Source organism: Pseudomonas sp. A1230 (assembly GCF_044218825.1).
Lineage (GTDB): Bacteria > Pseudomonadota > Gammaproteobacteria > Pseudomonadales > Pseudomonadaceae > Aquipseudomonas > Aquipseudomonas iridis.
In genome coordinates this window covers 3,100,869-3,121,542 of the sequence record NZ_CP162582.1, presented here as the reverse complement: position 1 = coordinate 3,121,542, position 20,674 = coordinate 3,100,869, and the positions used below count along the sequence as shown (strand labels likewise).

Below are 20,674 nucleotides of genomic sequence, written 5' to 3'. Positions count from 1 at the left end.
TCATCACTGTGAACGTGCCCGAGGAAAAGACGTGGATTCCCGATTAAATGCTTTTCTTGAACGCGCCGAGTCGGTTTTGGCGCGGATCGAACCCTTGTTGCCGGCAACGCGCCCGACAATTGACTGGGGCACTTGCCTGGCGGCGCGCTGGCAGCGTGACGGACGCAGCGGGTACTTGCTGCCGCTGGAAGTCAGCCTAGACATGCGCCTGTCCGATCTGATCGGCGTCGACCGTCAACTGGAACAGCTGGGGCGCAACACCCGGCAGTTTCTCGATGGCATGCCGGCCAACCATGCCTTGCTCTGGGGTTCGCGTGGCACCGGCAAATCCTCGCTGGTGCGCGCATTGCTCGCGGAACACGCCGAGGCGGGCCTGCGCCTGATCGAGATCGAACGTGACCATCTGGCCGACTTGCCACGGGTGGTCGAGCAGATCGGCAAACTGCCACAACGTTTTGTGCTGTTCTGTGATGACCTCTCGTTCGAATCCGGCGAAGGCGATTACCGCGTCCTCAAAAGCGTGCTCGACGGTTCGTTGGAGCAGGCACCGGACAACGTATTGCTTTACGCCACGTCCAACCGTCGCCACCTGGTGCCGGAGAAGGAAAGTGACAACGAAAACTGGAAACGCGTCGACGGCGAACTGCACCCCAGCGAAGCGGTGGAGGACAAGATCGCGCTGTCGGACCGGTTTGGTCTGTGGCTGTCGTTTTACCCGTTTACGCAAGAACACTTCCTGAACGTCGTCGAGCACTGGATCGGCCAGTTGGCTGCCAAGGCGGGCCTGAACTGGCAACGCGACGAGGAACTGGAGAATCTCGCCGTGCGCTGGGCCACCGGCCGCGGCAATCGCAACGGACGTTGCGCGTACCAATTCGCCCGATACTGGGTGGGACTGAAATTGTTGGAGCACAAGGCATGATTGATTTGCAACAGAGCGGCCAGGGCCTCGAAGGCTATGGCATGTTGGCCGCACAACTGGAATCACTGCTGGCGGACGAACGCGACTTTATCGCCAACGCCGCGCAGTTTTCGGCGTTCCTGTTCAACCAGCTCGATGATTTGAACTGGGCCGGCTTTTACCTTAATCGCAACGAAGAGCTGGTGCTGGGGCCGTTCCAGGGGCAGATCGCTTGCGTGCGCATTCCGTTTGGTCGCGGTGTGTGCGGCGCTGCTGCGGCCACTCTGCAGACGCAGCGCGTTGAAGACGTTCATGCGTTTCCCGGTCATATCGCCTGCGACAGTGCGTCGGAGAGTGAACTGGTGGTGCCGTTGGTCAAGGACGGTCGCCTGATCGGCGTGCTCGATCTCGACAGCCCAAAGCTCGCCCGTTTTGGTGTGCACGATCAGGCCGGCATCGAGCAACTGGCGGCGATTTTCCTGCGCCTGACCGACTGCTGATCATGCGACAAGGCCAGCCTTGCGCAACAGGCTGGCCGGGTCCACGGCATCAATCTGCTGCGGGTCGAGAAAACGCACGGCGTACTGCATGTAGACGCCTTCGTTGATGAACAAGCCAAACAGCTGCGCATCGATGTGTGCCTCGCGACTCATGGTCGCCATGATTCCCAGGGCTTCGCTTAACGACTTGGCTTTCTTGTACGGGCGATCGGCTGCGGTCAGCGCCTCGAAAATATCGGCAATTGCCATCATCCGTGCCGGCAGGCTCATTTCTTCGCGCCTCAGGCGTTTCGGGTAACCGCTGCCGTCCATTTTCTCGTGATGACCGCCGGCGATTTCGGCAATGCTGTCCAGGTGGCTGGGGAATGGCAGGTGGCTGAGCATCATGATCGTCTGCACCATGTGGTGGTTGATGATGTAGCGCTCTTCGCGGGTCAGCGTGCCACGCGTGATGCTCAGGTTGTACAGCTCGCCACGATTGAATTTGTAGCGCGGTACGTCCAGCTTGAAGCCCCACGGATTGTCTTCGGGAATCAGCTCGTTTTCGTTGCGTTCAAGCAAATGCGCGGGTTTGTCCGCCAGCAGTTTTTCGCTGACCGGTAATGTCGGCGCAGGCGTGCGTGCCTGACGCTTGTTCTCTTCCCATGAAACGCCCAGACGGTCATCCAGTGTGCGCATCCAGGTGATTCGGGAAAGCTTGTCGAGGCGTTGCAGATCGGCCTCTGCCATCGCCTCACTGCCCAGATTGCAGCGAGCGATAAAGGCGAAGTCTTCGTCCAGTGCCCGCAGGTTCGTATCGCGCAGATCAGCCAGTGAGGGTTCATCACCACCCAGGGCCAGCGCCTGCCAGTAACTGATCCAGGCATCACGCTTGAGCACTTCGAAGCGGGTGCGAATCTCGTGGATCCGGTCATTGATGGTTTCCAGTTTGGTGGCCTTGTCGACCACGTACTCCGGCGTCGTGACCTTGCCGCAATCGTGCAACCACGCGGCAATGTGCAGGGCTTCCCATTCATCCTCGGTGGGCTGATAGGCACTGAAGGCGGGGGCTTTACTCGCCGCTGCGGCCTGGGCGAGCATCAGGGTCAGCTCTGGTACCCGCTGACAATGCCCACCGGTATAGGGACTCTTGGCGTCGATGGCGCCGGCGAGCAGTTGAATGAACGCATCAAGCAATTGCTTCTGTCTGTCTTGCAGGCGCTGACTTTCGATACTCACTGCAGCGGCGCCGGACACCGCTTGCAAGAAGGCGATGCGGTCGGGCCGCAGTTTTTCCATGTCGGCCGGCGTGCCGCTGTCGTTGACCAGCAGGATCAGCAAGCCAATGGTTTCGTTGTGGCGGTTGTGCAGGCGGATGCCGATCAGATGAACGCGGGGTGAGGCCATTGCCAGCAGGATTCGCTGCAGGTCGCCCGCCTGATCGACACCGAGATTGCTCACCACATTGTTGGCGCTGACCAATTGTTGGAACCACGCCGGGCCGCTGCTTGTTTGCAGGTCGTGGCCCTGAATATCGAACGTCTCCAACAACTGCGGTGCGCCATCGATGATCAATCCGTATGGTTCCATGCGACTGCTGTCGTTTTCACGCAAATAGATCAGCCCGGCCTGAGCCTGGGCGATTTGTACCGTTTCAAACAGCACCCGTTGCAGCAGCGGGGCAAAGCGCGTTTCGGCGCCCAGGGTATCGGTGATGCGGAAGAAGCTCGCCAGGGTGTCTTTCATTCTTGCCATCGACACACTCAGCTGGTCGACTTCCAGCACCGGTGAGCGTCGGGTCAGGGGGAAATTGAAATCGAAACTGCGGATCGCATCAGCTTCCTTGACCAGCGCGTGCAGTGGTTTGACCAGAATCCTCGAGATCAGCCAACCCAGTGGCAGGCACATCAGCAGCGTAGCCAGGGTGATCAACGCGCCTTGCCAGCGCATGCGATAGGCATCGACCAGCAGTTCGTCTTCCGGCACCAGCAGGGCCAGTTGCAAACCTTGCGGCCCACCTTCCTGAATGCTGCTGCGGGCGACAATCCATTGCCGGCCATCGGCTTCAAGGCGATTGGCGGTGGGAGCATCGGACAGCAGAGCGTGCAGGCTCGGGCTCAGGTCGGCGGCTTTTACCAGGTGCGCGGTACTGTCATCGACGATCAGACGGCTGCTGTCGGGGTAGGCCACGGCGTTGCCTTGCGCATCGAACAAGGCTATTTCGGTGGACAGCGTCACCACATGTTTGCTGAGGGTGGCAGACAGCGCGGCCAGCGTCATGTCGGCGCCGATTACCGCGTGTTCACCACTGCGTCGAGCCAGCGTGGTGCCGACATTGCGGGTGGAAAAAAATACGTAGGGTTCGGTGGTGATCTGTTCGGTTTGCTGGCGGGCATTGGCGAACCACGCTCGGCTGCGCGGGTCGTAGGAGTCTTCGGGATTGTCCTTGCGGCTGAGCTGAGTCAGTGTTTGATCAAAGAACAGCGATTGCGAGTGCGATGCGCCCTGCAAGTCATGCTCAATGCTCCACACCTGGTACGCCGCGGTGTCGGGGGCGTTGAACAGCGATTTCAGGGCCGCAGTGCGTAGCGGACGGACCATGAAAAAATCGCCATTGGCATAACCCAGATAGAGCGAAGCCAGGCTCGGGTTGTCCGTGAGTGACTGGCTGAACGGCTTGAGCAGCGGCAAGCGTTGTTCAAGGTTCAACGCCTGAGTAGCAGGGTAGTCCCCCAGCAGGCTCAGCAGGTGCCGGATCGGCTGATAGGTGGCGGATATGTCCAGGCGCACGTCCTGTTCGATCCGGTTGAACAGCTTCTCGCTGCTCGACAGAATGATGTGCGTGGTCTGGCGATAATTGAACAACCCCAGTACCACGCCGGTGAGCAGCAGGAGAAACGTGAACATGACGCTGATGTGCACATGCAGCGGGAAGCGGCGTTGTTCCGGGCGCAGTGGGCTGGGCATTTCCGGTTCTCCATGACGTTTAACTCACTGCTCAGCGCCTAAGCATAGTTAAGGCAAGCTCATTGCGCCTTGATCGAACAAAACCAGTTGTTGCTGCAGGGCCTGCTCCAGTTCGAGGATTGCCTGGTTGCTCGCCTCGCAACGACGTTCAATCTCCTCTCTTGCCAATGCCTGCGCGCAGGCGTGTTCGAGGGCATCGCAGCATTCGATCACACGTGATGCCTGGGCAATGCGCGCGGCGCCTTTGATTTTGTGGGCGACCACCGCCAGTGCGTCCCGATCATGTTCCAGCGCCAGCGTGAGTAACTCCTGACGATCGAGGCGGCTGCTCTTGAGCAGTTCCACCAGCAGACGCCGAGCCTGCGCGGGGCTGCCGCCGGTCAACATGTTCAGACTTTGCAAACTGAATGCCGGTGTCGGTGATAAAGGGGTGATGCCGTCGACCCACTGCCCGAGCAGACTCAGGCTCAAGGGTTTGAACAGGCAGTCATCCATGCCGGCCTGTTTGCAGCGTTGTACTTCCTCGGGTTGCGCGTTGGCGGTGAAGCCCAGCACCGTGCAGGGTGGGCAGCGATTCTGCAGCTCGTGCTGGCGAATGGCGCGGGTCATCTCATAGCCGTTCATCAAGGGCATGTTGCAGTCGACGATCACCAGGTCGAAGCCGCCATCCTTCCACAGCTCCAGACCGCTGCGGCCATTCTCGGCGACGCTGAAGTGATGACCGAGAAACTCCAGCTGCTGACACATCAACAAGCGATTCGCCGGGTGGTCGTCCACCACCAATACGCGCAAGGGTGTCTGTGAGATCTTGATTGAGGGTTCGGCCCTCGCGGTGCTCACCTGGGCCGGAAAAGTTTCCAGCGGCAGGGAAACGCAAACCTGTGTACCGATGCCGGGCTGGCTGCTCAGTTGCAACTGGCCGCCCATCATTTCGCAGAGGTTGCGGCTGATGACCAGCCCCAGACCTGCGCCGCTGCGGGCTAGTTGATGGCTGTTCTCCGCCTGGGCAAAGGGTTCGAACAATCGCTGCTGATCCTCCGCACTGATACCGACGCCGCTGTCCTGTACCGTCAGTTGCATCAACGCAGGGGCAGGCGCGTCCGTGCTCATGAGGTCCAGGGTAATCCTGATGTGTCCATGCTCGGTGAACTTGATGGCATTGCTGACCAGATTCGACAGCACCTGCTTGAAGCGCAGGGGGTCCAGATGCACATCGACTGCCAGATCCGGCGGGTTGAAGATCACTTGCAGGGCGAGGTTCTTTTGCCGGGCCAGGCCGTCGAAAATTCTTGCGACAGACGTTACCGTATCGACCAGATTGACCCGTTCCGGGCACAGGCTCAGACGCCCGGATTCAATCCGGGCGATGTCGAGAATGTCGCCGATCAGCCCCAGCAGATCCTTGGCCGAATGGTAGGCGGTGTCTATCGAGGCGCGATCCGGATGCTGCTGGTCCATGCGCCTGAGGGTCAGTTCGAGCATGCCGATCACGGCATTCATTGGCGTACGGATCTCATGGCTCATGGTGGCGAGGAATGTACTTTTGGCGCGGTTGGCCTCATCCGCCTGCTCTTTGGCTGCTCGCAGGTCTTCGAACAGCTGACGGCGTTCGCTGATGTCGATCCAGCCGCCAATGATGCCTTTCACGTCACCACTGGAATCGCGATAGGGAATGATCCAGTGATAGATGGTCAGACGTCGGCTGCCGATGTGCAGCGGCCGGTCGAGCAACAGCGGAATGCCTTCAGCGACGACTCGCTGGTAATCGGCGTGGAAGGCTTGAGCCTCGAAAGCGTTGCTTACGGTACCCTGAATGACGCTTTTGCCAATGACATCCTCGCGCTTGGCATTGAACGTTTCGAGGTAACTGTCATTGCAGCTTTGCAGCAACCCCTGGCGATCGCGAACGTAGATAGGGTGCGGTGTACCGTTGACCAGCGAGCGCATGAATTCGAACTGGTCGCTCAGGGCTCGCTCCGCCGCCTGGCGTTGTTTGATCTGGTGGCGCATGTAGGCGTTCCACGCCAGCAACAGCAGCAGGAGCAGGCAGGCGCCGATGACTACTTGATAGAACAGGCGCTGGTAGTTGCGCCAGATATTTTGCGAAGCCGTGGAGTATCCACGCCAGCGGCCATTGATCACGCCCAGTTCTTCGGGGGAAATGCTTAGTAATGCTTTGTTGATGATCGAGTTCAGTTCCGGGTTGTCACGCGCGGTTACCAGCGAAAACGCAGCCTGCCCGGTGCCGATGGTGGTGGTGATTTGCAGCGCTCGTTCGAAGATTTGCGAGGAGATGAAATAGTTGGCGATCACCAGTGAATTGACTGCGCCGTCGACGTGACCTTCGGCCAGCAGGGACACCGCGCTGAAGGTATCTGCCGTCTCAACCAGTTGGATGCGGGGATACTCGCTTCGCAAGTACTCGACCATCGGATTGCCTTTGGCGATCGCCAGTTGCTTGCCTTTGAGCTGGCCCAGATTGGTCGGACTGTCGGCGCTCTTGCGCGTCAGCAGGACATAGGAGTTTTCCAGATAGGGTCGACTGAAGTTCAGGGTTTTTTCCCGTTCGGCAGTCGGAAGGAGGGCGGCGATAAGGTCGGCCTGATGGCTGTCTATCTGCTGGATCATTTCCGCGTCGTTACGACTGCGCCGGATCTCGAAACGCAGGCCGGTGCGCAGGCGGATCAGTTCGAGAAGGTCGGCGCTGATCCCGCGAAAATTGCCGTCGCCGTCGAAGAAGGTCAGCGGTGCGTATGCCTCATTCACGACCACACTGACGACAGGATGCCGGTTGCGCCATGCTTCTTCGCGCTGGGTCAGTTGCAGCTTTTGGTCGGTGAGCAGCAGATCGCTGCCGGCGCTCCAGCGTTTGGCGATGTTTTCACGCTCGCTGCGCGGCACCGCTTTGAGTACGGTGTCGATAACGCCCAACAACTGCGGATTGTCGCGGCGTACGGCGAAACTGAAACCGTGGGCCTCCTGCTTGCCGAAATTGGCCATGCGCACGTTGTTGAGGTAGCCCTTGTTGATCATGTAGTGCGTGGAAATGGTGTCGCCGAGAAATACATCGGCCTGATCGAACGCGACTGCGTTGATCGCATTCTGGTAGGAGGGGTAGCAGGTAATCAGTGCTTTGGGGTACAGCGCCTTGACCTCATGCAGCGGCAGATAGTGATAAACCATGCTCAGGCGCAATCCTGCCAGGCCTTCGGTCAATGTCCGGCTTTCGTCCTCGCGGGTCACGAGCACCGGCTGATCATTGGCGTAGGGTTCGGACAGCGCAAGGTTGGCGTTGCCTGCTTCATAGCCGTTGGCCGTACCGAGCAGGTCGATTTGACCATCGACCAGCGCGCGAATCGCGGCCTCCCGGGAGGGAAAGCGTTTGATCCGGATCGACATCCCGGTAGCCTCGCCGATAATCCCGGCATAGTCGGCGGTCAGACCTTCGTAGTCCTGGCCACTGACGGTCATGTCAAAAGGCGGATAGTCCGGTGCGGAAGTGCCCAATAGCAGCTCGCGGCGGGTTTGCAGCCACTGTCGTTGAGACTGTTCAAACGCGACCGGCATCGACTCGTTTGCCGACCGGCTGAGCAAGGTGTAGTCAGGTGAGCCGCCCTGCATGGCGAACACGTTGGCGCTCAGGAAAAACCCTGCACTCAACGCAATTAGATAGTCCTTTAAACGGCTGGGCATGCGGGGTCTCACACGAGTGCGTTGCGTTTGGCCATCTCGATAAGTTCTACAAGGGATTTGGCTTTGAGTTTTTGCATCAAACGTTTTTTGTAAGTGCTGACGGTTTTGTTACTGAGAAACATCCCCTTGGCTATTTCCTTGTTGGTGCGACCTTGGGCAAACAATTGCAGGACCATCAATTCGCGATCATTGACGGGCTTGAAGAGTTCCAGTTCCGTATAACGAACATCGTCACTGCGAACCGGATTCAACGCCTGACTGGGGAAATAGTTGTAGCCGGAGAGTACGGCTTTTATCGCGCTGACCAGTTCGCTCAAATCCTCCTGTTTGCATACATAACCGGAGGCGCCCGATTGCATGCAGCGAACACCGAACAAGGTCGGACACTGGGCGGTCAGCACCAGGGTTTTCAAAGGTGAACTCATGGCGTTGAACCGGGCCAGCACCTCCAGTCCGTCGAGTTTTGGAATACTGATGTCGAGAATGATCAGATCAGGCATGCACTCGCGCACCATCTGCATGGCATCAACCCCGTTATCGGTCTCACCGACGACCTTATAACCTTCATGTTCCAGCAGCATGCGTACGGCGAGACGAATGACCGGGTGATCGTCGACAATAAAAACGGAGTTCATAATCAAATCCCATACAAGCACGAATAAAGCGCGCACCTTAGCTCAGATGAATGAGCGCTCGCATGAGCTGACATGGCTCCAGTCGTGTTATCGGATAATTCCTACATTTAACAAGGAAAAAGACTACAGCTGAACTAGGTCGGGCGTAAGTAAGTGCAGGAATCGTATTGGCTTATAGTTCGCCTTTTTCTTTTTGCAAATGCTGGTTGTAATTGGCTTTTTCAATAGTGTTTAAGTTTGGTGGGATCTGGCGAGTTGGCGGGTTGTCTTTAGCGGTTACATTGCGTCATAAATCGACAAGAGTTTGCCGTTGTTAATGGCATCGTGCAGATAAGTGAGCCCCTTGCATTCAGCTGGCCGGGGTTTGCGGCCAGCTGAACGAGGCGAAGTCAGTGACTGGAGCGACCGGTCATTTCCAGCGCCATGTCGCTGGCGTAGCCGTCGGTCATGCCGGCGATGAAATCGATCATGCGCAAAAATGACGTGTGCAGCGAACCTTGCGGGTCAGGCGCGTTGTTGCCCAGCAGATCGAGGATGCGCCGGCTCTTGAACGACGGGGTGCGTCCATTGTGTTGTTCCAGTGCGGCGCCGCAAAACGAATTGAGCAGGATCTCCAGCGTCGTGTAGGCGCCGATTTCGTGCAGGGTCTTGCGTTTGTCCTGGAAAATCTTCTTGCGGGCAATGTCCTTGGCGTTCAATACACAGCGCTTGGCCGGGCCATGCATGTGCTCGACCAGATCGCCGTGCAGCGTGCCGGCCAGCAAAGCGTCCTGTTGCTCGACAAAGGCTCGCGCCGCTGCATTGGTCAGATGTTCGATGGCCTTGCCGCGCAGGATTGCGAGTTTGCGCCGCCGCGAATCCTGCGGGCCAAGCTGGCGGTAGGTTTCCGGCAGGTCATCGCCCACCAGTCCGAGCAGCAGCGATTCGACTTCGGCGTACTCCAGCAACTCCATCTCAAGGCCGTCTTCGAGATCGATCAGCGCATAGCAGATGTCATCGGCGGCTTCCATCAGGTACACCAACGGATGACGCGCCCAGCGCTGATCTTCGAGTTGTGGCAGGCCAAGCTTGTGAGCAATCTGCTCTAGCAGCGGCAGTTCGCTCTGATAGCAGCCGAACTTGTGTTTCTTGTAGCCGAGGGAGTCCGCGTGACGGGCCGTCCACGGGTATTTCAGATAAGTGCCGAGGGTGGCATAAGTCAGGCGCGTACCGCCGTCGAACTGATGGTACTCAAGCTGAGTGAGCACGCGGAAACCCTGGGCATTGCCTTCGAAATTGAGGAAGTCACCGCGCTCGGCTTCGCTCATGCCATCCAGCCAGCCGCGCCCGGCCGCCTGCTGAAACCAATGGCGAATCGCGTCTTCACCGGAATGGCCGAATGGCGGGTTGCCGATGTCATGAGCGAGGCAGGCCGATTGCACGACCATGCCCAGGTCACTCGGATCGCACCATTGCGGCAGCGCACTGCGCAGTGTTTCGCCGACGCGCATACCCAGCGAGCGGCCCACACAACTGACTTCCAGCGAATGGGTCAGGCGGGTGTGAATGTGATCGTTGCTGGTGACCGGATGCACCTGGGTTTTACGACCCAGACGGCGGAAGGCGCCTGAAAAAATGATGCGGTCATGATCTTTGTGAAAAGGGCTGCGGCCAAGTTCCTGCGGGCTGTGCAGCGGCTTTCCTAGACGTTCGCGGTTGAGCAGGGTTTGCCAATCCAAGGCTGATTCTCTCCGTCTGATGGATGAATTGTCCTAGCTTCCCGGTTCAGGTCTGCGCCTGCAAGTGGAACTACAGTCCCGCCGCATCAATGTCGATCAACAGCAACCGCTCACCGTTGTCGAAAAATTGCCCGGCCGTCAGGCAATACTGGTTGCTGGTGGCATCACGGTAGGTGTTGGACAGGGTCAGGCGCCGCTCCTCCCAGCCCTCGGCGAGCAAATGGTAGAAGTACGGACGCCACGACCAGTTGTGCCCCAGATAGCGGTCATCGGATACCCAGCCGTCGTGGCGCCATTCCAGATTGGGGGTCAGTTGCGTGCCATGGCGATCGCATTGGTAAAACCGCAGCAGCCATGGGAAAGCGTCCAGTTGCGGTAATGCGCTGAGTGGCGCACGAGCGTGTGCCCAGTTTTGCAGGATCGCCATCAATTCACTGAGTTGATGGCGCATCTGCATCAATCGTCCTCGCTCGGTGAGCTTTTGCTGAACGTAACGCTGGCGCAGTTCGGCAAAACGTCGCACAAACGCATCGGTGGCAAAGAACGCCTCTTGCGCCCGCGCGAACAGAAAACCCTGCACATAACGCGATCCGCATTCCAGGGCGAAATTCAGCTGTGCTTCGGTCTCGACGCCCTCGGCGATGATCCAGCACCCCGTCTTCTCGGCCATCTGCGCCAGGGCCTTGACCACGTCGCTGCTTGGCCCGCCTCTAGCTGCGGCCTGAAACAGGCGCATGTCGAGTTTGAGAATGTCCGGTTGCAGGGCCAGCACCCGATCGAGCTGCGAGTGACCGGCGCCAAAATCGTCGATAGCGATTCGCGCCCCCGCCTTGCGATAGCGGCCAACGACTTCGGCCAGACGTTGGCTGTTACCGCCAAGTTCGGTGATCTCGAACACGATGCGTTGCGGATCGACATTGTGTCGCGCCATTTGTTTGAGGCTGGGCAGCGCCTGGTCGGGGCGCAGACGGCTGATCCAGTGGGGCGACATATTCAGGCTGAGAAACCAGTCTGCCGGGGCTTCGTGCAGACGGCTCAAGGCGTTGTCGCGGATCTGTCGGTCGAGGCGGCGCAGGGCAATGGCCGGCGTACGCGGATCGGCGAACAACGGCCCGACCGATGTCAGTTGTCCATCGGCCTGGCGCAGACGGCCAAGTGCTTCGACGCCTGCAATACGTCCTGTGGCGGTATCGATGAAGGGTTGAAAGCAGGCGAGCGGTTGCCCGTCGATCACGAGGCCTCCTTAGTCGTTGTTGTTCTGAGTGAACCCGCCGACCGGGTAGGCACGCGGGATTGAACCTCCAGGTAAAGAGGTCAATCCCGCCGACATTGCAAGAATGTAGCCAGATACGTCAGTTCAGCGCTTGCCAGGACTCTGCATGACCAGTCTGATCAGTGGCCCAAGGCTGGTTCCCAGGCGAATCAGTCGAGTCAGGCCACCGACACCGCCGCTTTTCGCGCCTTTGCCGGTGATAAAACCCAACAGCGTGACCGCGGCAACACCCCACAACGGCGCGTGTTTGATCCCGAATCCGCCTTGCAGGTTTTGCGACATGCCACGCATGCGCTGCAGAGGTTGCAGCACTTGCCCGGCTTCGTGGCGGATTTCCTGCCGATGCATTTCCATGCGCAGGCGAATCAGTGCCTTGCGCATTTCCCGACGTGAGCTGTTGTGTGGAAGTTCAGGCAGGCTCATGGCAGCAGGCGCTCCCGGTCGTTGGCCAGCTCTTCGAGCGTGCCATGGAAGGGTGAGGATTCATCGAACACCGCAGCCTTGAGGCGCAATCCGCAGAACGCAGCCGCAAGGGTATAGAACACGCACAGGCCGATGATCGCAGGCAGGCGGTAGGTGTCCCAGAATACGATCAACACCAGCGTCGACAAGCCGACAAGCAACAGCAGGGCAAACACTAAAGCCAGACCTGCGAACAACAACAGGCTGACCGTGCGTGCTTTCTGTTCCTGCAGTTCGATGCCGAACAACTCGACATGACTGTGCAACAAGCCGAGGACTGCGGCGCCCAGACGCCGCGTGGAGGATGAGGTGCCCGCAGCCGGGCCGGATTCACCGATCGACATAATCAGCGCCGAGTAGCTAGCAGGCCGATCAAAAAGCCCACACCGGCAGCGATGCCCACGGACTGCCAAGGATTGGCCGACACGTAGTCTTCGGTGGCGGTGACTGCGGCCTGACCGCGTTCGCGCAAGGTGTCTTCGGTCAGCTTCAGGGTTTCGCGTGCACGCAGCAGGCTGTCGTGGATCTGTGCACGCAGCTCATCTGCCTGATCACCGGCCAGAGTGGCGGTGTGCTCGAGCAACCGCTCGGTGTCGGCGACCAGGGTCTGGAAGTCGTTCATCAGGATGTCTTGAGCAGTCTTTGCCTTGATGCTGGCCATGGGTGGATCTCCGTATATGTGGCTTCTGAATCGTTCGAGTATGAGCCTTGCGCGAAGGTTCAGTACAAATGACTGGTACAACTTTTGCTGTGTCGTGGTGCGTCGGTGGTCAGTCGTGCGCTGTTGCCGGGCGTACAGGCCGCAAACGCCTGACGCAAATTATGCCGGTTCGTGCCAGCACATCGAGCTCGTGCGCCAAAGCGGTTCATCGGACCCTCAGGTTCATGACTGTTCGGGCGCAACTTGGTGCATGAAATGTGTGCATGAACTGCTTTGGTGCCTTTTTATCTTTCAGGTCTGCCTCTTTATGGAAAATCTGCAAAGCGCTGTGGAAACATTGGTTCACAGCTCCAATACGTTGTTCATCCTGATCGGTGCGGTGATGGTGCTGGCGATGCATGCCGGTTTCGCCTTTCTGGAAGTCGGTACGGTACGCCAGAAAAACCAGGTTAACGCGCTGTCGAAGATTCTCAGCGATTTCGCTGTCTCGACCCTGGCCTATTTCTTTATAGGTTACTGGATCTCTTATGGTGTGACCTTCATGCAGCCGGCGGCAGTGTTGAGCGCCGATCATGGTTATGGGCTGATGAAGTTTTTTTTCCTGCTGACCTTCGCAGCGGCGATCCCGGCAATTATCTCCGGAGGCATTGCCGAACGCGCGCGCTTCGTTCCGCAGTTGTGCGCCACGGCGCTGATCGTTGCGTTCATCTATCCGTTTTTCGAAGGGATGATCTGGAACGGCAACTATGGTCTGCAGGCCTGGCTGACGGCTCGGTTCGGCGCCGCGTTTCATGATTTTGCAGGTTCCGTGGTGGTGCATGCCATGGGCGGCTGGCTGGCGCTGGCGGCGGTACTGTTGCTGGGGCTGCGCAACGGGCGTTATCGCGACGGACGACTGGTGGCCTTCGCGCCATCGAGCATTCCATTTCTGGCATTGGGCTCGTGGATTCTGATTGTCGGCTGGTTCGGCTTTAACGTGATGAGCGCACAGACCTTGCAAGGCGTCAGCGGCCTGGTGGCGGTCAACTCGTTGATGGCGATGGTCGGCGGCACCATGGCGGCATTGGTCGTCGGGCGCAATGACCCAGGCTTTCTGCATAACGGCCCGCTGGCCGGATTGGTGGCGATCTGCGCAGGTTCTGATCTGATGCATCCGGTCGGTGCTCTGGTGACCGGGGCCATCGCCGGCGCGCTGTTTGTCTGGTGCTTTACGGCGGCGCAGGTCAAGTGGCGCATCGACGATGTGCTGGGCGTGTGGCCGTTGCACGGTTTGTGCGGCGTGTGGGGCGGGATTGCCTGCGGGATTTTCGGCCAGACCGCGCTCGGCGGGCTTGGCGGCGTCAGCGTGATCAGCCAGATGATCGGCACGGCGCTCGGCGTGGCGGTGGCGTTGATCGGTGGTTTTGTGGTGTACGGCGCGATCAAGGCGCTGCATGGGCTGCGCCTGAGTCAGGAACAAGAGTATTACGGCGCCGACCTGTCGGTGCACAAGATCGGCGCGGTGAGCCAGGATTAGGTTTCTTCATCATTGGCTCCGGAATAAAAACCGTGCAGCAGGCGATATCGGTCTCTTCGCACTTGATCGGCTTTCTCTTGTACTTGTCGCGCCGACAAGCCGAGCATGATCAAGGCGTGAGAGCCGAGCATCAGGCTCGATTCCAACAGCTCCGGCACCACTTCACTGGCGCCGGCAGCTTTGAGTTCGGCCAATTCACTGTCGTCGCGGGTGCGTACCAGGATCGGTATTTGATCATTGAGGCGACGTGCCTCCTTGAGAATGCGCATCGCAACGTCGGTTTGATCCACCGCAATCACTAGCAGTTTTGCGCGTAGCAGGCCGACGGCGGTGAGCAAGTCACCGCGTGATGAGTCGCCGTAATGCACGTCACTTTCTTCGGTGGCGGCTTCCTGTACCCGCACCGGGTCATTGTCCAAAGCGATGTAAGGCTGCTTTGCGTTACGCATGAAGCGGCCGATGGATTGACCGACCCGTCCGTATCCGCAAATCACCACATGCTGGTCGAGGTCGGCGTTGAGCGCGCTGATGTGCTCGATCTGTGCTTCCTCATTGGGTTTGCGGTGCAGGGCCGTGGCGATGCGTGGGGCGGCGCGTAACAGGATGGGGGTCAGCAGCATCGAGCAGAACGTCGCTGCAAGCAGCAAGGCGCCAAGCTTTTCGGGCAGCATGCTGTTCTGTTGCATCTGCGCCATCAGCGCGAAGCAGAATTCGCCTCCCTGAGCCAGGGCCAGACCACTGCGCCATGCGGTTTCACTGTCACTGCCGCGCCACTTCACCAGCAACGCCACCACGACGCCTTTGATGATCATCAAGCCGACAGTCAGTCCGAGGATCAACAGGCCGTCGCTGACGAATAATTGCAGGTCGATCAGCATGCCGATGCTGACAAAAAACACCCCGAGCAGAATGTCGCGGAAGGGCCGGATATCGGCTTCGATCTGATGCCGGTAATGGCTTTCACCCAGCAACATGCCGGCCAGAAAAGCACCCAGGGCGGGAGACAGGCCGAGCAAGTGAGTCAGCCACGCGGTAAGCAGCACAATCACCAGCGCCAGCAGCACGAATAATTCTGCCGAGCGTGAGGCCGCGACTTCGTGGAACAGCCGGGGCAGCAACCAACGACTGGCCAGCAACAGACCGACAAACAACACCACGGTTTTCGCCAGCGTCAGCGGCAATGCCCAGTACCAGGCCTGATCGCTGCTGCCGGCGAAAACGGGCACCAGGGTCAGCAGCAACACCGCGACCACATCCTGAAACAGCAAGACGCCGACCGCATTCTGGCCGTGGCTGCTGAACACCTCACCGAGGCTGCCCAATTCCTTGGTCACGATCGCCGTGGAGGACAACGCGAGCCCGGCGCCGAGCAGAAACGCTGGCGTTATAGGCATGCCCAGGAGCATCAATAACAGGCCCAGCACTGCCGCGCTGACCAATACTTGCTGACTGCCAAGACGAAACACCAATTGGCGCAAGGCGATCATCTTTGAAAGGGAAAACTCCAGGCCGAGGGAAAAAAGCAGGAACACCACGCCCAGCTCCGCCACGTCGGGCAGATGTTCACTCTCATTGACCCAATCGAATGCATTGGGGCCGACCAGCAATCCCACGCACAGATAGCCCAATACTGGTGGCAGCCGCAGGCGGCGAAACAGTGCAATCACCACTAGGGATGAGGCAAGGATGATCAACAGGTTGGCAAACACTAGACACTCCGAGGTCAGGCTCTGGCTTCTCAAGCGTAGAAGCAAAAAAACCGTAAGCATCGCGTAATCGTCTTTTGCGTGCGCTGATTTGCATCAGGGTTTTGCGCGCCAGCTGCTGCACATGCGCTCAAGCCTTTGGGCGGCGGTGGCTCGACGGGTTTTCAGTGGCGGCCTAGAATAGGCGGATTAATTTGTGGTTGAGCAATCATGCCTCCTGAATGTCAGCTGTTCGGCACCCTGGGGTGTCATCTGTGTGAAGTCGCTGAAGCTGAGCTGATGCCTCTCGTCGAACACGGCCTGCTGGTTGAACTGGTGGATATCGCCGAAGACGAATCCTGGTATGAGGCTTACAGCCTGCGGATTCCGGTGCTGCGGCGAGTCGACACCGGAGCGGAACTGGACTGGCCATTCAGCGCCGACGAGGTTGTGAATTTCCTGAGTTAGCCTGTTCCCTTGCAGCGCCCGCTGGTCGCCAGCACAAATCCATCCCTTGGCACTTCCCGGCTTATTCGGTTACTGTATGTTCATACAGTAATTGGGTCAGAGGGACGAACCGTGGTCAATGTAGAACAGTTGAAGAACAGCGTGAACCGGATGTCGGTTGACGTGGTGCGCGAGGCCGTTCTGGAATTGCGCCTGGACGGGTTGGTCACGGAAGGCAAGACCCCATTCAACAAGCTGCATTTCAATACGTGTTTTGCAGAGATCGAAGCCTTGTTTCAGCGCGCCGGTTATCACAAGCAACTGGACGTGGTCGGGTATCAGGGTCTGATGTACGCCTTGTATGACCCGGGTCGTTGGGAGGCTGTCGACGTGTTGCGCTGGCTCAAGGAGTTCACCGACGCGGCGGCGCTCAAATCGATTCCGGCCTGAGGATTCTGCGCTAGGTTCGTTTCCCTCAGTGCTGGATAATGCCGGCCTGCATTGAGGGTTCGAATTTGCATATGTCCACATCAACGTTTTCCGCTGCACAGAATCAGGCCAGCACGCTTTGTCTGCCGCCCGGCGCCTGGCTGACCGTACTCGATTGCTTGTGCGAGCATTTCAGCGCCATTGGACGCGAGCAGTGGCTGGACCGGATCGCTCGGGGGCGGGTGCTGGATGCTCACGGTCAGCCGATTGCGCTGGATTTGCCCTACAAGGAAGGCCTGCGCATTCACTACTTTCGCGAAGTGCCGGACGAAAAACCGATCCCTGTGGTCGAGTCGATTCTCTATGCCGATGAGCACCTGGTGGTGGCTGACAAGCCGCATTTTCTACCAGTGACGCCGGCCGGCGAGTACGTAGAGCAGACCTTGCTGCGCCGGCTGATCCGGCGTCTGGACAATCCCCATCTGGTGCCCCTGCACAGGATCGACCGGCATACCGCGGGGCTGGTGATTTTCTCGGCCAACCCGCTAACCCGTTCCGCCTATCAGTCGCTGTTTCCAACGCGACAGATCGACAAGCGCTACGAAGCCATTGCCCCGGCATTGCCTGGACTCGATTTTCCCTTGGTGCACAAAAGCCGTCTGGTCGATGGCGAACCGTTTTTCCGAATGCAAGAGGGGCCCGGTGTCAGCAACACCGAAACGGCGGTAGAGGTTCGGGAAAAGAATGGCGACCTTTGGCGTTATGGCCTGTACCCGGTGACCGGCAAAAAACATCAGCTTCGGGTACACATGACCGCGCTAGGCGCGAGTATCTGCAATGACCCGTTTTACCCGGACGCACTGAAGGACGTTGAGGATGACTACGCTCATCCGTTGAAGCTTCTGGCGCAGGGCTTGCGTTTTATCGACCCGGTCACTGGTGAGGAGCGCGAGTTCGAAAGTCGTATCACTTTGCAGTGGTGACGTCGTAGCAACTTTTCGAGCGCCCATGAAAAAGCCCGCAATCAATGCGGGCTTTTCTGTGTCCGGCGTCGCCGTTGAGCTTACAGCTCTTTAACGGTACGAACCTGATCCTTGTTGATGCGTGTTTCTTTGCCGTCCAGTTGCTGGAACTCGTAGAAGCCCGAATCGTCATCGTATTTCGGGGTGTCGACGGCCTGGATTTCGCGACCATCATTCAAGGTGATCACTGTAGGCGAGGAGCAACCTGCGAGGGTAGCAAGGCCCAGTGCGAGCATGAAAGTGGCGAGGGTCCGTTGAGTCATGAGTGTGTCTCCGAATGGGAATTCTTTTGGTTACTGAGCTTGAGACGTATACAAGGCGTGAGAGTTCCTTGAATAGTGTCAGTCTGACACAGTGTTGTGAGCATTTAACAGTTCGGGAGTGTTGAGGTTGGCCAGTCTCGGGTCGTTGTCGGGGCATTTCAGCGCCATGGCACCCAGCTCGCGCATGACCCGACCGGGGCTGCGTTCGCCAGCGTTCCAGGCGTTTTCGAATGCCGGTGAAAGAGCTGCCGGAATCACACACAACAGCGGTTCCCAATGTTCGCCATGCCACAACATTAAAGGTTTTTCAGGGTTCTGATTGGCGGACTCGCGCATGCTTTGCAGCAATGCATGGTCGATCAGCGGGACATCGCAAGGCAGTACCAGCAAGTGCGAATGTCGCGCAGCTTTCAGGCCTGCGCGAATACCGGCCAACGGCCCTGGAAAGTCGCCTTCGTCATCCTCCACCAATTGATCGGCAAGCGGCGCGTAACGCTCGCGATTGCGGTTGCAGGAAATGATCAGGTCATCGGTCAGCGGACGGGTCTTGCGCTGCAAATGCGCAATCAACGGTTCGCCCTGCCATTGCACCAGACCTTTGTCCTGGCCGCCCATGCGCTGGCCGCGCCCGCCCGCCAGGAGCAGAATGGAGCAGGGCGGCAGTTGCGTATCAAAGGTCATGGCAGCTCTCCACAGGGGCGGCGAAAAAACAGGGCGCTGTGATATAACACCGCACCGTTTCTCCTACAACTGGACGAGCCTATGAAAGCCAAGGCTGATGTACCTTTCGTGCCGCTCAATATCGCGGTGCTGACTGTCAGTGATACCCGTACTCTGGAAACCGACACCTCAGGCCAGGTCTTTGTCGACCGCCTGGCAGCGGCCGGCCACAATCTGGCGGCGCGGGTCCTGCTTAAAGATGACCTCTACAAAATTCGCGCGCAAGTCGCCAACTGGATCGCCGACGATGTGGTGCAGGTTGTGCTGATTACCGGTGGCACCGGGTTCACCGGTCGCGACAGTACGCCGGAAGCTGTAGCGTGCCTGCTCGACAAGCAAGTGGATGGGTTTGGCGAGTTGTTCCGACAGATATCGGTGGCCGATATCGGCACCTCTACCGTGCAGTCCCGTGCGCTGGCCGGTCTGGCCAACGGTACGCTGGTTTGCTGTCTGCCAGGCTCGACCAACGCCGTGCGCACGGGTTGGGATGGCATTCTCGGTGAGCAACTGGACGCTCGTCACCGTCCATGCAATTTCGTCACTCATCTGAAGCAGGCCGCGCCTTGTGAATCCCGTGGGTAAGCCGGGCAAGACGGGCTCGCTGATGCCCGTCGAAGTTGCGCTGGCGCGTCTGCTGGAAATGGCTGAAGCGTCACCGATTGCCGAGCAGGAATATTTGCCGCTGGCGCAGGTCGAGGGCCGAGTGCTGGCCGAAGACCTCGTTTCGACCCTGGATTTGCCACCCTGGCCGAACAGCGCAATGGACGGTTATGCCCTGAACCTGGTCGACTGGACGGGCGAAGCCATGACGGTCAGTCAAAAGGTGTTCGCCGGACAATCTCCGCAAGCCCTGAAACCCGGCACGTGCGCGCGGATTTTCACCGGGGCACCGGTACCGCCGGGCGCCGATTGCGTAGAAATGCAGGAAAACGCTGAGGTTCAGGCTGATGGAAGCGTGCGCTTCATCCAGCCGATGAAGATTGGCCAGAACATTCGCCCGCAAGGCCAGGAAACCACGGTCGGCGAGTTGATCTTGCCGGCCGGAACCCGGCTTGGCCCGATAGAGCAGGGTTTGGTTGCCTCGCTGGGCTGTGCCGGCGTTAAGGTTGTGCGCAAGGTTCGCGTGGCGGTGATTTCCACCGGTGACGAATTGGTCGAGCCGGGGCAGCCGCTGGGGCCGGGTCAGATCTACAACAGCAATCGGGTGTTGCTGTGCAGCTGGTTGGAGCGCCTGGGCTGCGAAGTGATCGACGCCGGTATTTTGCCGGATGATCTCGCCACCACCCGTGTCCGTTTGGGTGAGTTGCAGGATGTTGATTTGATTCTTTCCACCGGTGGTGTCTCGGTGGGGGAAGCTGATTTTCTCGGTATCGCCTTGCGAGAAGAAGGGGAGTTGGCCCTCTGGAAGCTAGCGATCAAGCCCGGTAAACCGCTGACATTCGGCCATTTCCGCAATGTGCCGGTTATCGGGTTGCCTGGCAATCCGGCTTCGACGTTGGTGACGTTTGCATTACTGGCCCGGCCTTATCTGTTGCGACGCCAGGGGGTGCAGGACGTCGAGCCGTTGAAGTTCCCGGTACCAGCAGGCTTTGTCTGGCCAGTTGCCGGTAATCGGCGTGAATATCTGCGGGGCCGTCTGGAGCAGGGGCGGGCGACTATTTACCGCAACCAGAGCTCGGGTGTGCTGCGCAGCGCCGCATGGGCAGACGGATTGGTGGAAGTGCTGGAGGGGCGCACACTGCTCGAAGGAGACGAGGTCGTCTTCATCCCTCTAAGTGAACTCCTGGGCTGAATCCTGTTTCG

19 protein-coding genes are annotated in these 20,674 nt (G+C 58.8%); 8 read left to right on the top strand and 11 right to left on the bottom strand.

Annotation, left to right across the window (positions count from 1 at the left end; translation table 11 throughout):
• Positions 1 to 31: 31 nt before the first annotated feature.
• A complete protein-coding gene (locus AB4P97_RS14635; protein WP_395601263.1) occupies positions 32 to 922 on the top strand; it encodes an ATP-binding protein in 891 nt (296 codons plus the stop codon).
• Positions 919 to 1,401 (top strand): GAF domain-containing protein, encoded by a 483-nt coding sequence (locus AB4P97_RS14630; RefSeq protein ID WP_042560251.1) that lies wholly within the window; start codon positions 919 to 921, stop codon positions 1,399 to 1,401. The genes AB4P97_RS14635 and AB4P97_RS14630 overlap by 4 nt, the downstream gene beginning before the upstream one ends.
• On the opposite strand, the gene AB4P97_RS14625 is transcribed toward AB4P97_RS14630, so the two are convergent.
• From AB4P97_RS14625 to AB4P97_RS14590, 8 genes are all read right to left on the bottom strand, one after another.
• Complete coding sequence (locus tag AB4P97_RS14625) at positions 1,402 to 4,347, bottom strand: HD domain-containing phosphohydrolase (RefSeq protein WP_395601262.1); 2,946 nt, start codon at positions 4,345 to 4,347, stop codon at positions 1,402 to 1,404.
• Positions 4,348 to 4,395: 48 nt separating this feature from the next.
• Positions 4,396 to 8,040, bottom strand: coding sequence for a transporter substrate-binding domain-containing protein (locus AB4P97_RS14620; RefSeq protein ID WP_395601261.1), 3,645 nt, complete (start codon positions 8,038 to 8,040; stop codon positions 4,396 to 4,398).
• Between the two features lie 8 nt (positions 8,041 to 8,048).
• Positions 8,049 to 8,675: a response regulator gene (locus AB4P97_RS14615; RefSeq protein ID WP_395601260.1), complete on the bottom strand. Its 627-nt coding sequence runs from the start codon at positions 8,673 to 8,675 to the stop codon at positions 8,049 to 8,051.
• 389 nt (positions 8,676 to 9,064) lie between these two features.
• Positions 9,065 to 10,393 carry a deoxyguanosinetriphosphate triphosphohydrolase gene (locus AB4P97_RS14610; protein WP_042560247.1) on the bottom strand — a complete coding sequence of 443 codons (1,329 nt, stop codon included), beginning with the start codon at positions 10,391 to 10,393 and terminating at the stop codon, positions 9,065 to 9,067.
• Between the two features lie 70 nt (positions 10,394 to 10,463).
• Positions 10,464 to 11,627, bottom strand: coding sequence for an EAL domain-containing protein (locus tag AB4P97_RS14605; RefSeq protein WP_047302333.1), 1,164 nt, complete (start codon positions 11,625 to 11,627; stop codon positions 10,464 to 10,466).
• A 123-nt stretch (positions 11,628 to 11,750) separates the two neighbouring features.
• A complete protein-coding gene (locus AB4P97_RS14600) occupies positions 11,751 to 12,089 on the bottom strand; it encodes a hypothetical protein (RefSeq protein ID WP_042560245.1) in 339 nt (112 codons plus the stop codon).
• On the bottom strand, positions 12,086 to 12,472 hold the full coding sequence (locus AB4P97_RS14595) for a phage holin family protein (RefSeq protein WP_042560244.1): 387 nt from the start codon (positions 12,470 to 12,472) through the stop codon (positions 12,086 to 12,088). Before AB4P97_RS14595 ends, AB4P97_RS14600 begins: the two co-directional genes overlap by 4 nt.
• 2 nt (positions 12,473 to 12,474) lie before the next feature.
• Positions 12,475 to 12,789 carry a YqjD family protein gene (locus tag AB4P97_RS14590; protein ID WP_042560243.1) on the bottom strand — a complete coding sequence of 105 codons (315 nt, stop codon included), beginning with the start codon at positions 12,787 to 12,789 and terminating at the stop codon, positions 12,475 to 12,477.
• A 307-nt stretch (positions 12,790 to 13,096) separates the two neighbouring features.
• Here AB4P97_RS14590 and AB4P97_RS14585 point away from each other — a divergent pair, with 307 nt between their 5' ends.
• Positions 13,097 to 14,305: an ammonium transporter gene (locus AB4P97_RS14585; RefSeq protein ID WP_395601259.1), complete on the top strand. Its 1,209-nt coding sequence runs from the start codon at positions 13,097 to 13,099 to the stop codon at positions 14,303 to 14,305.
• Here AB4P97_RS14585 and AB4P97_RS14580 read toward each other — a convergent pair.
• Complete coding sequence (locus AB4P97_RS14580; RefSeq protein ID WP_200616714.1) at positions 14,302 to 16,014, bottom strand: monovalent cation:proton antiporter-2 (CPA2) family protein; 1,713 nt, start codon at positions 16,012 to 16,014, stop codon at positions 14,302 to 14,304. The genes AB4P97_RS14585 and AB4P97_RS14580 overlap by 4 nt on opposite strands.
• 207 nt (positions 16,015 to 16,221) lie before the next feature.
• Between AB4P97_RS14580 and AB4P97_RS14575 the strand changes: the two genes are divergently transcribed.
• From AB4P97_RS14575 to AB4P97_RS14565, 3 genes are all read left to right on the top strand, one after another.
• Positions 16,222 to 16,458, top strand: a complete 237-nt coding sequence (locus AB4P97_RS14575) for a glutaredoxin family protein (RefSeq protein ID WP_042560240.1) — start codon at positions 16,222 to 16,224, stop codon at positions 16,456 to 16,458.
• Between the two features lie 111 nt (positions 16,459 to 16,569).
• On the top strand, positions 16,570 to 16,887 hold the full coding sequence (locus AB4P97_RS14570; RefSeq protein ID WP_042560239.1) for a transcriptional regulator: 318 nt from the start codon (positions 16,570 to 16,572) through the stop codon (positions 16,885 to 16,887).
• A gap of 71 nt (positions 16,888 to 16,958) precedes the next feature.
• Positions 16,959 to 17,849, top strand: coding sequence for a pseudouridine synthase (locus AB4P97_RS14565; protein ID WP_395601258.1), 891 nt, complete (start codon positions 16,959 to 16,961; stop codon positions 17,847 to 17,849).
• Between the two features lie 80 nt (positions 17,850 to 17,929).
• On the opposite strand, the gene AB4P97_RS14560 is transcribed toward AB4P97_RS14565, so the two are convergent.
• Both AB4P97_RS14560 and mobA read right to left on the bottom strand, forming a co-directional pair.
• Complete coding sequence (locus tag AB4P97_RS14560; RefSeq protein ID WP_016770600.1) at positions 17,930 to 18,151, bottom strand: YgdI/YgdR family lipoprotein; 222 nt, start codon at positions 18,149 to 18,151, stop codon at positions 17,930 to 17,932.
• A gap of 78 nt (positions 18,152 to 18,229) precedes the next feature.
• On the bottom strand, positions 18,230 to 18,832 hold the full coding sequence (mobA, locus tag AB4P97_RS14555; protein WP_395601257.1) for a molybdenum cofactor guanylyltransferase MobA: 603 nt from the start codon (positions 18,830 to 18,832) through the stop codon (positions 18,230 to 18,232).
• An 81-nt stretch (positions 18,833 to 18,913) separates the two neighbouring features.
• On the opposite strand from mobA, the gene moaB reads away from it, so the two are divergent.
• Together moaB and glp are read left to right on the top strand one after the other, a co-directional pair.
• Positions 18,914 to 19,453, top strand: a complete 540-nt coding sequence (moaB, locus tag AB4P97_RS14550; RefSeq protein WP_042560237.1) for a molybdenum cofactor biosynthesis protein B — start codon at positions 18,914 to 18,916, stop codon at positions 19,451 to 19,453.
• Complete coding sequence (glp, locus tag AB4P97_RS14545; RefSeq protein ID WP_395601256.1) at positions 19,437 to 20,663, top strand: gephyrin-like molybdotransferase Glp; 1,227 nt, start codon at positions 19,437 to 19,439, stop codon at positions 20,661 to 20,663. Before moaB ends, glp begins: the two co-directional genes overlap by 17 nt.
• Positions 20,664 to 20,674: the final 11 nt, after the last annotated feature.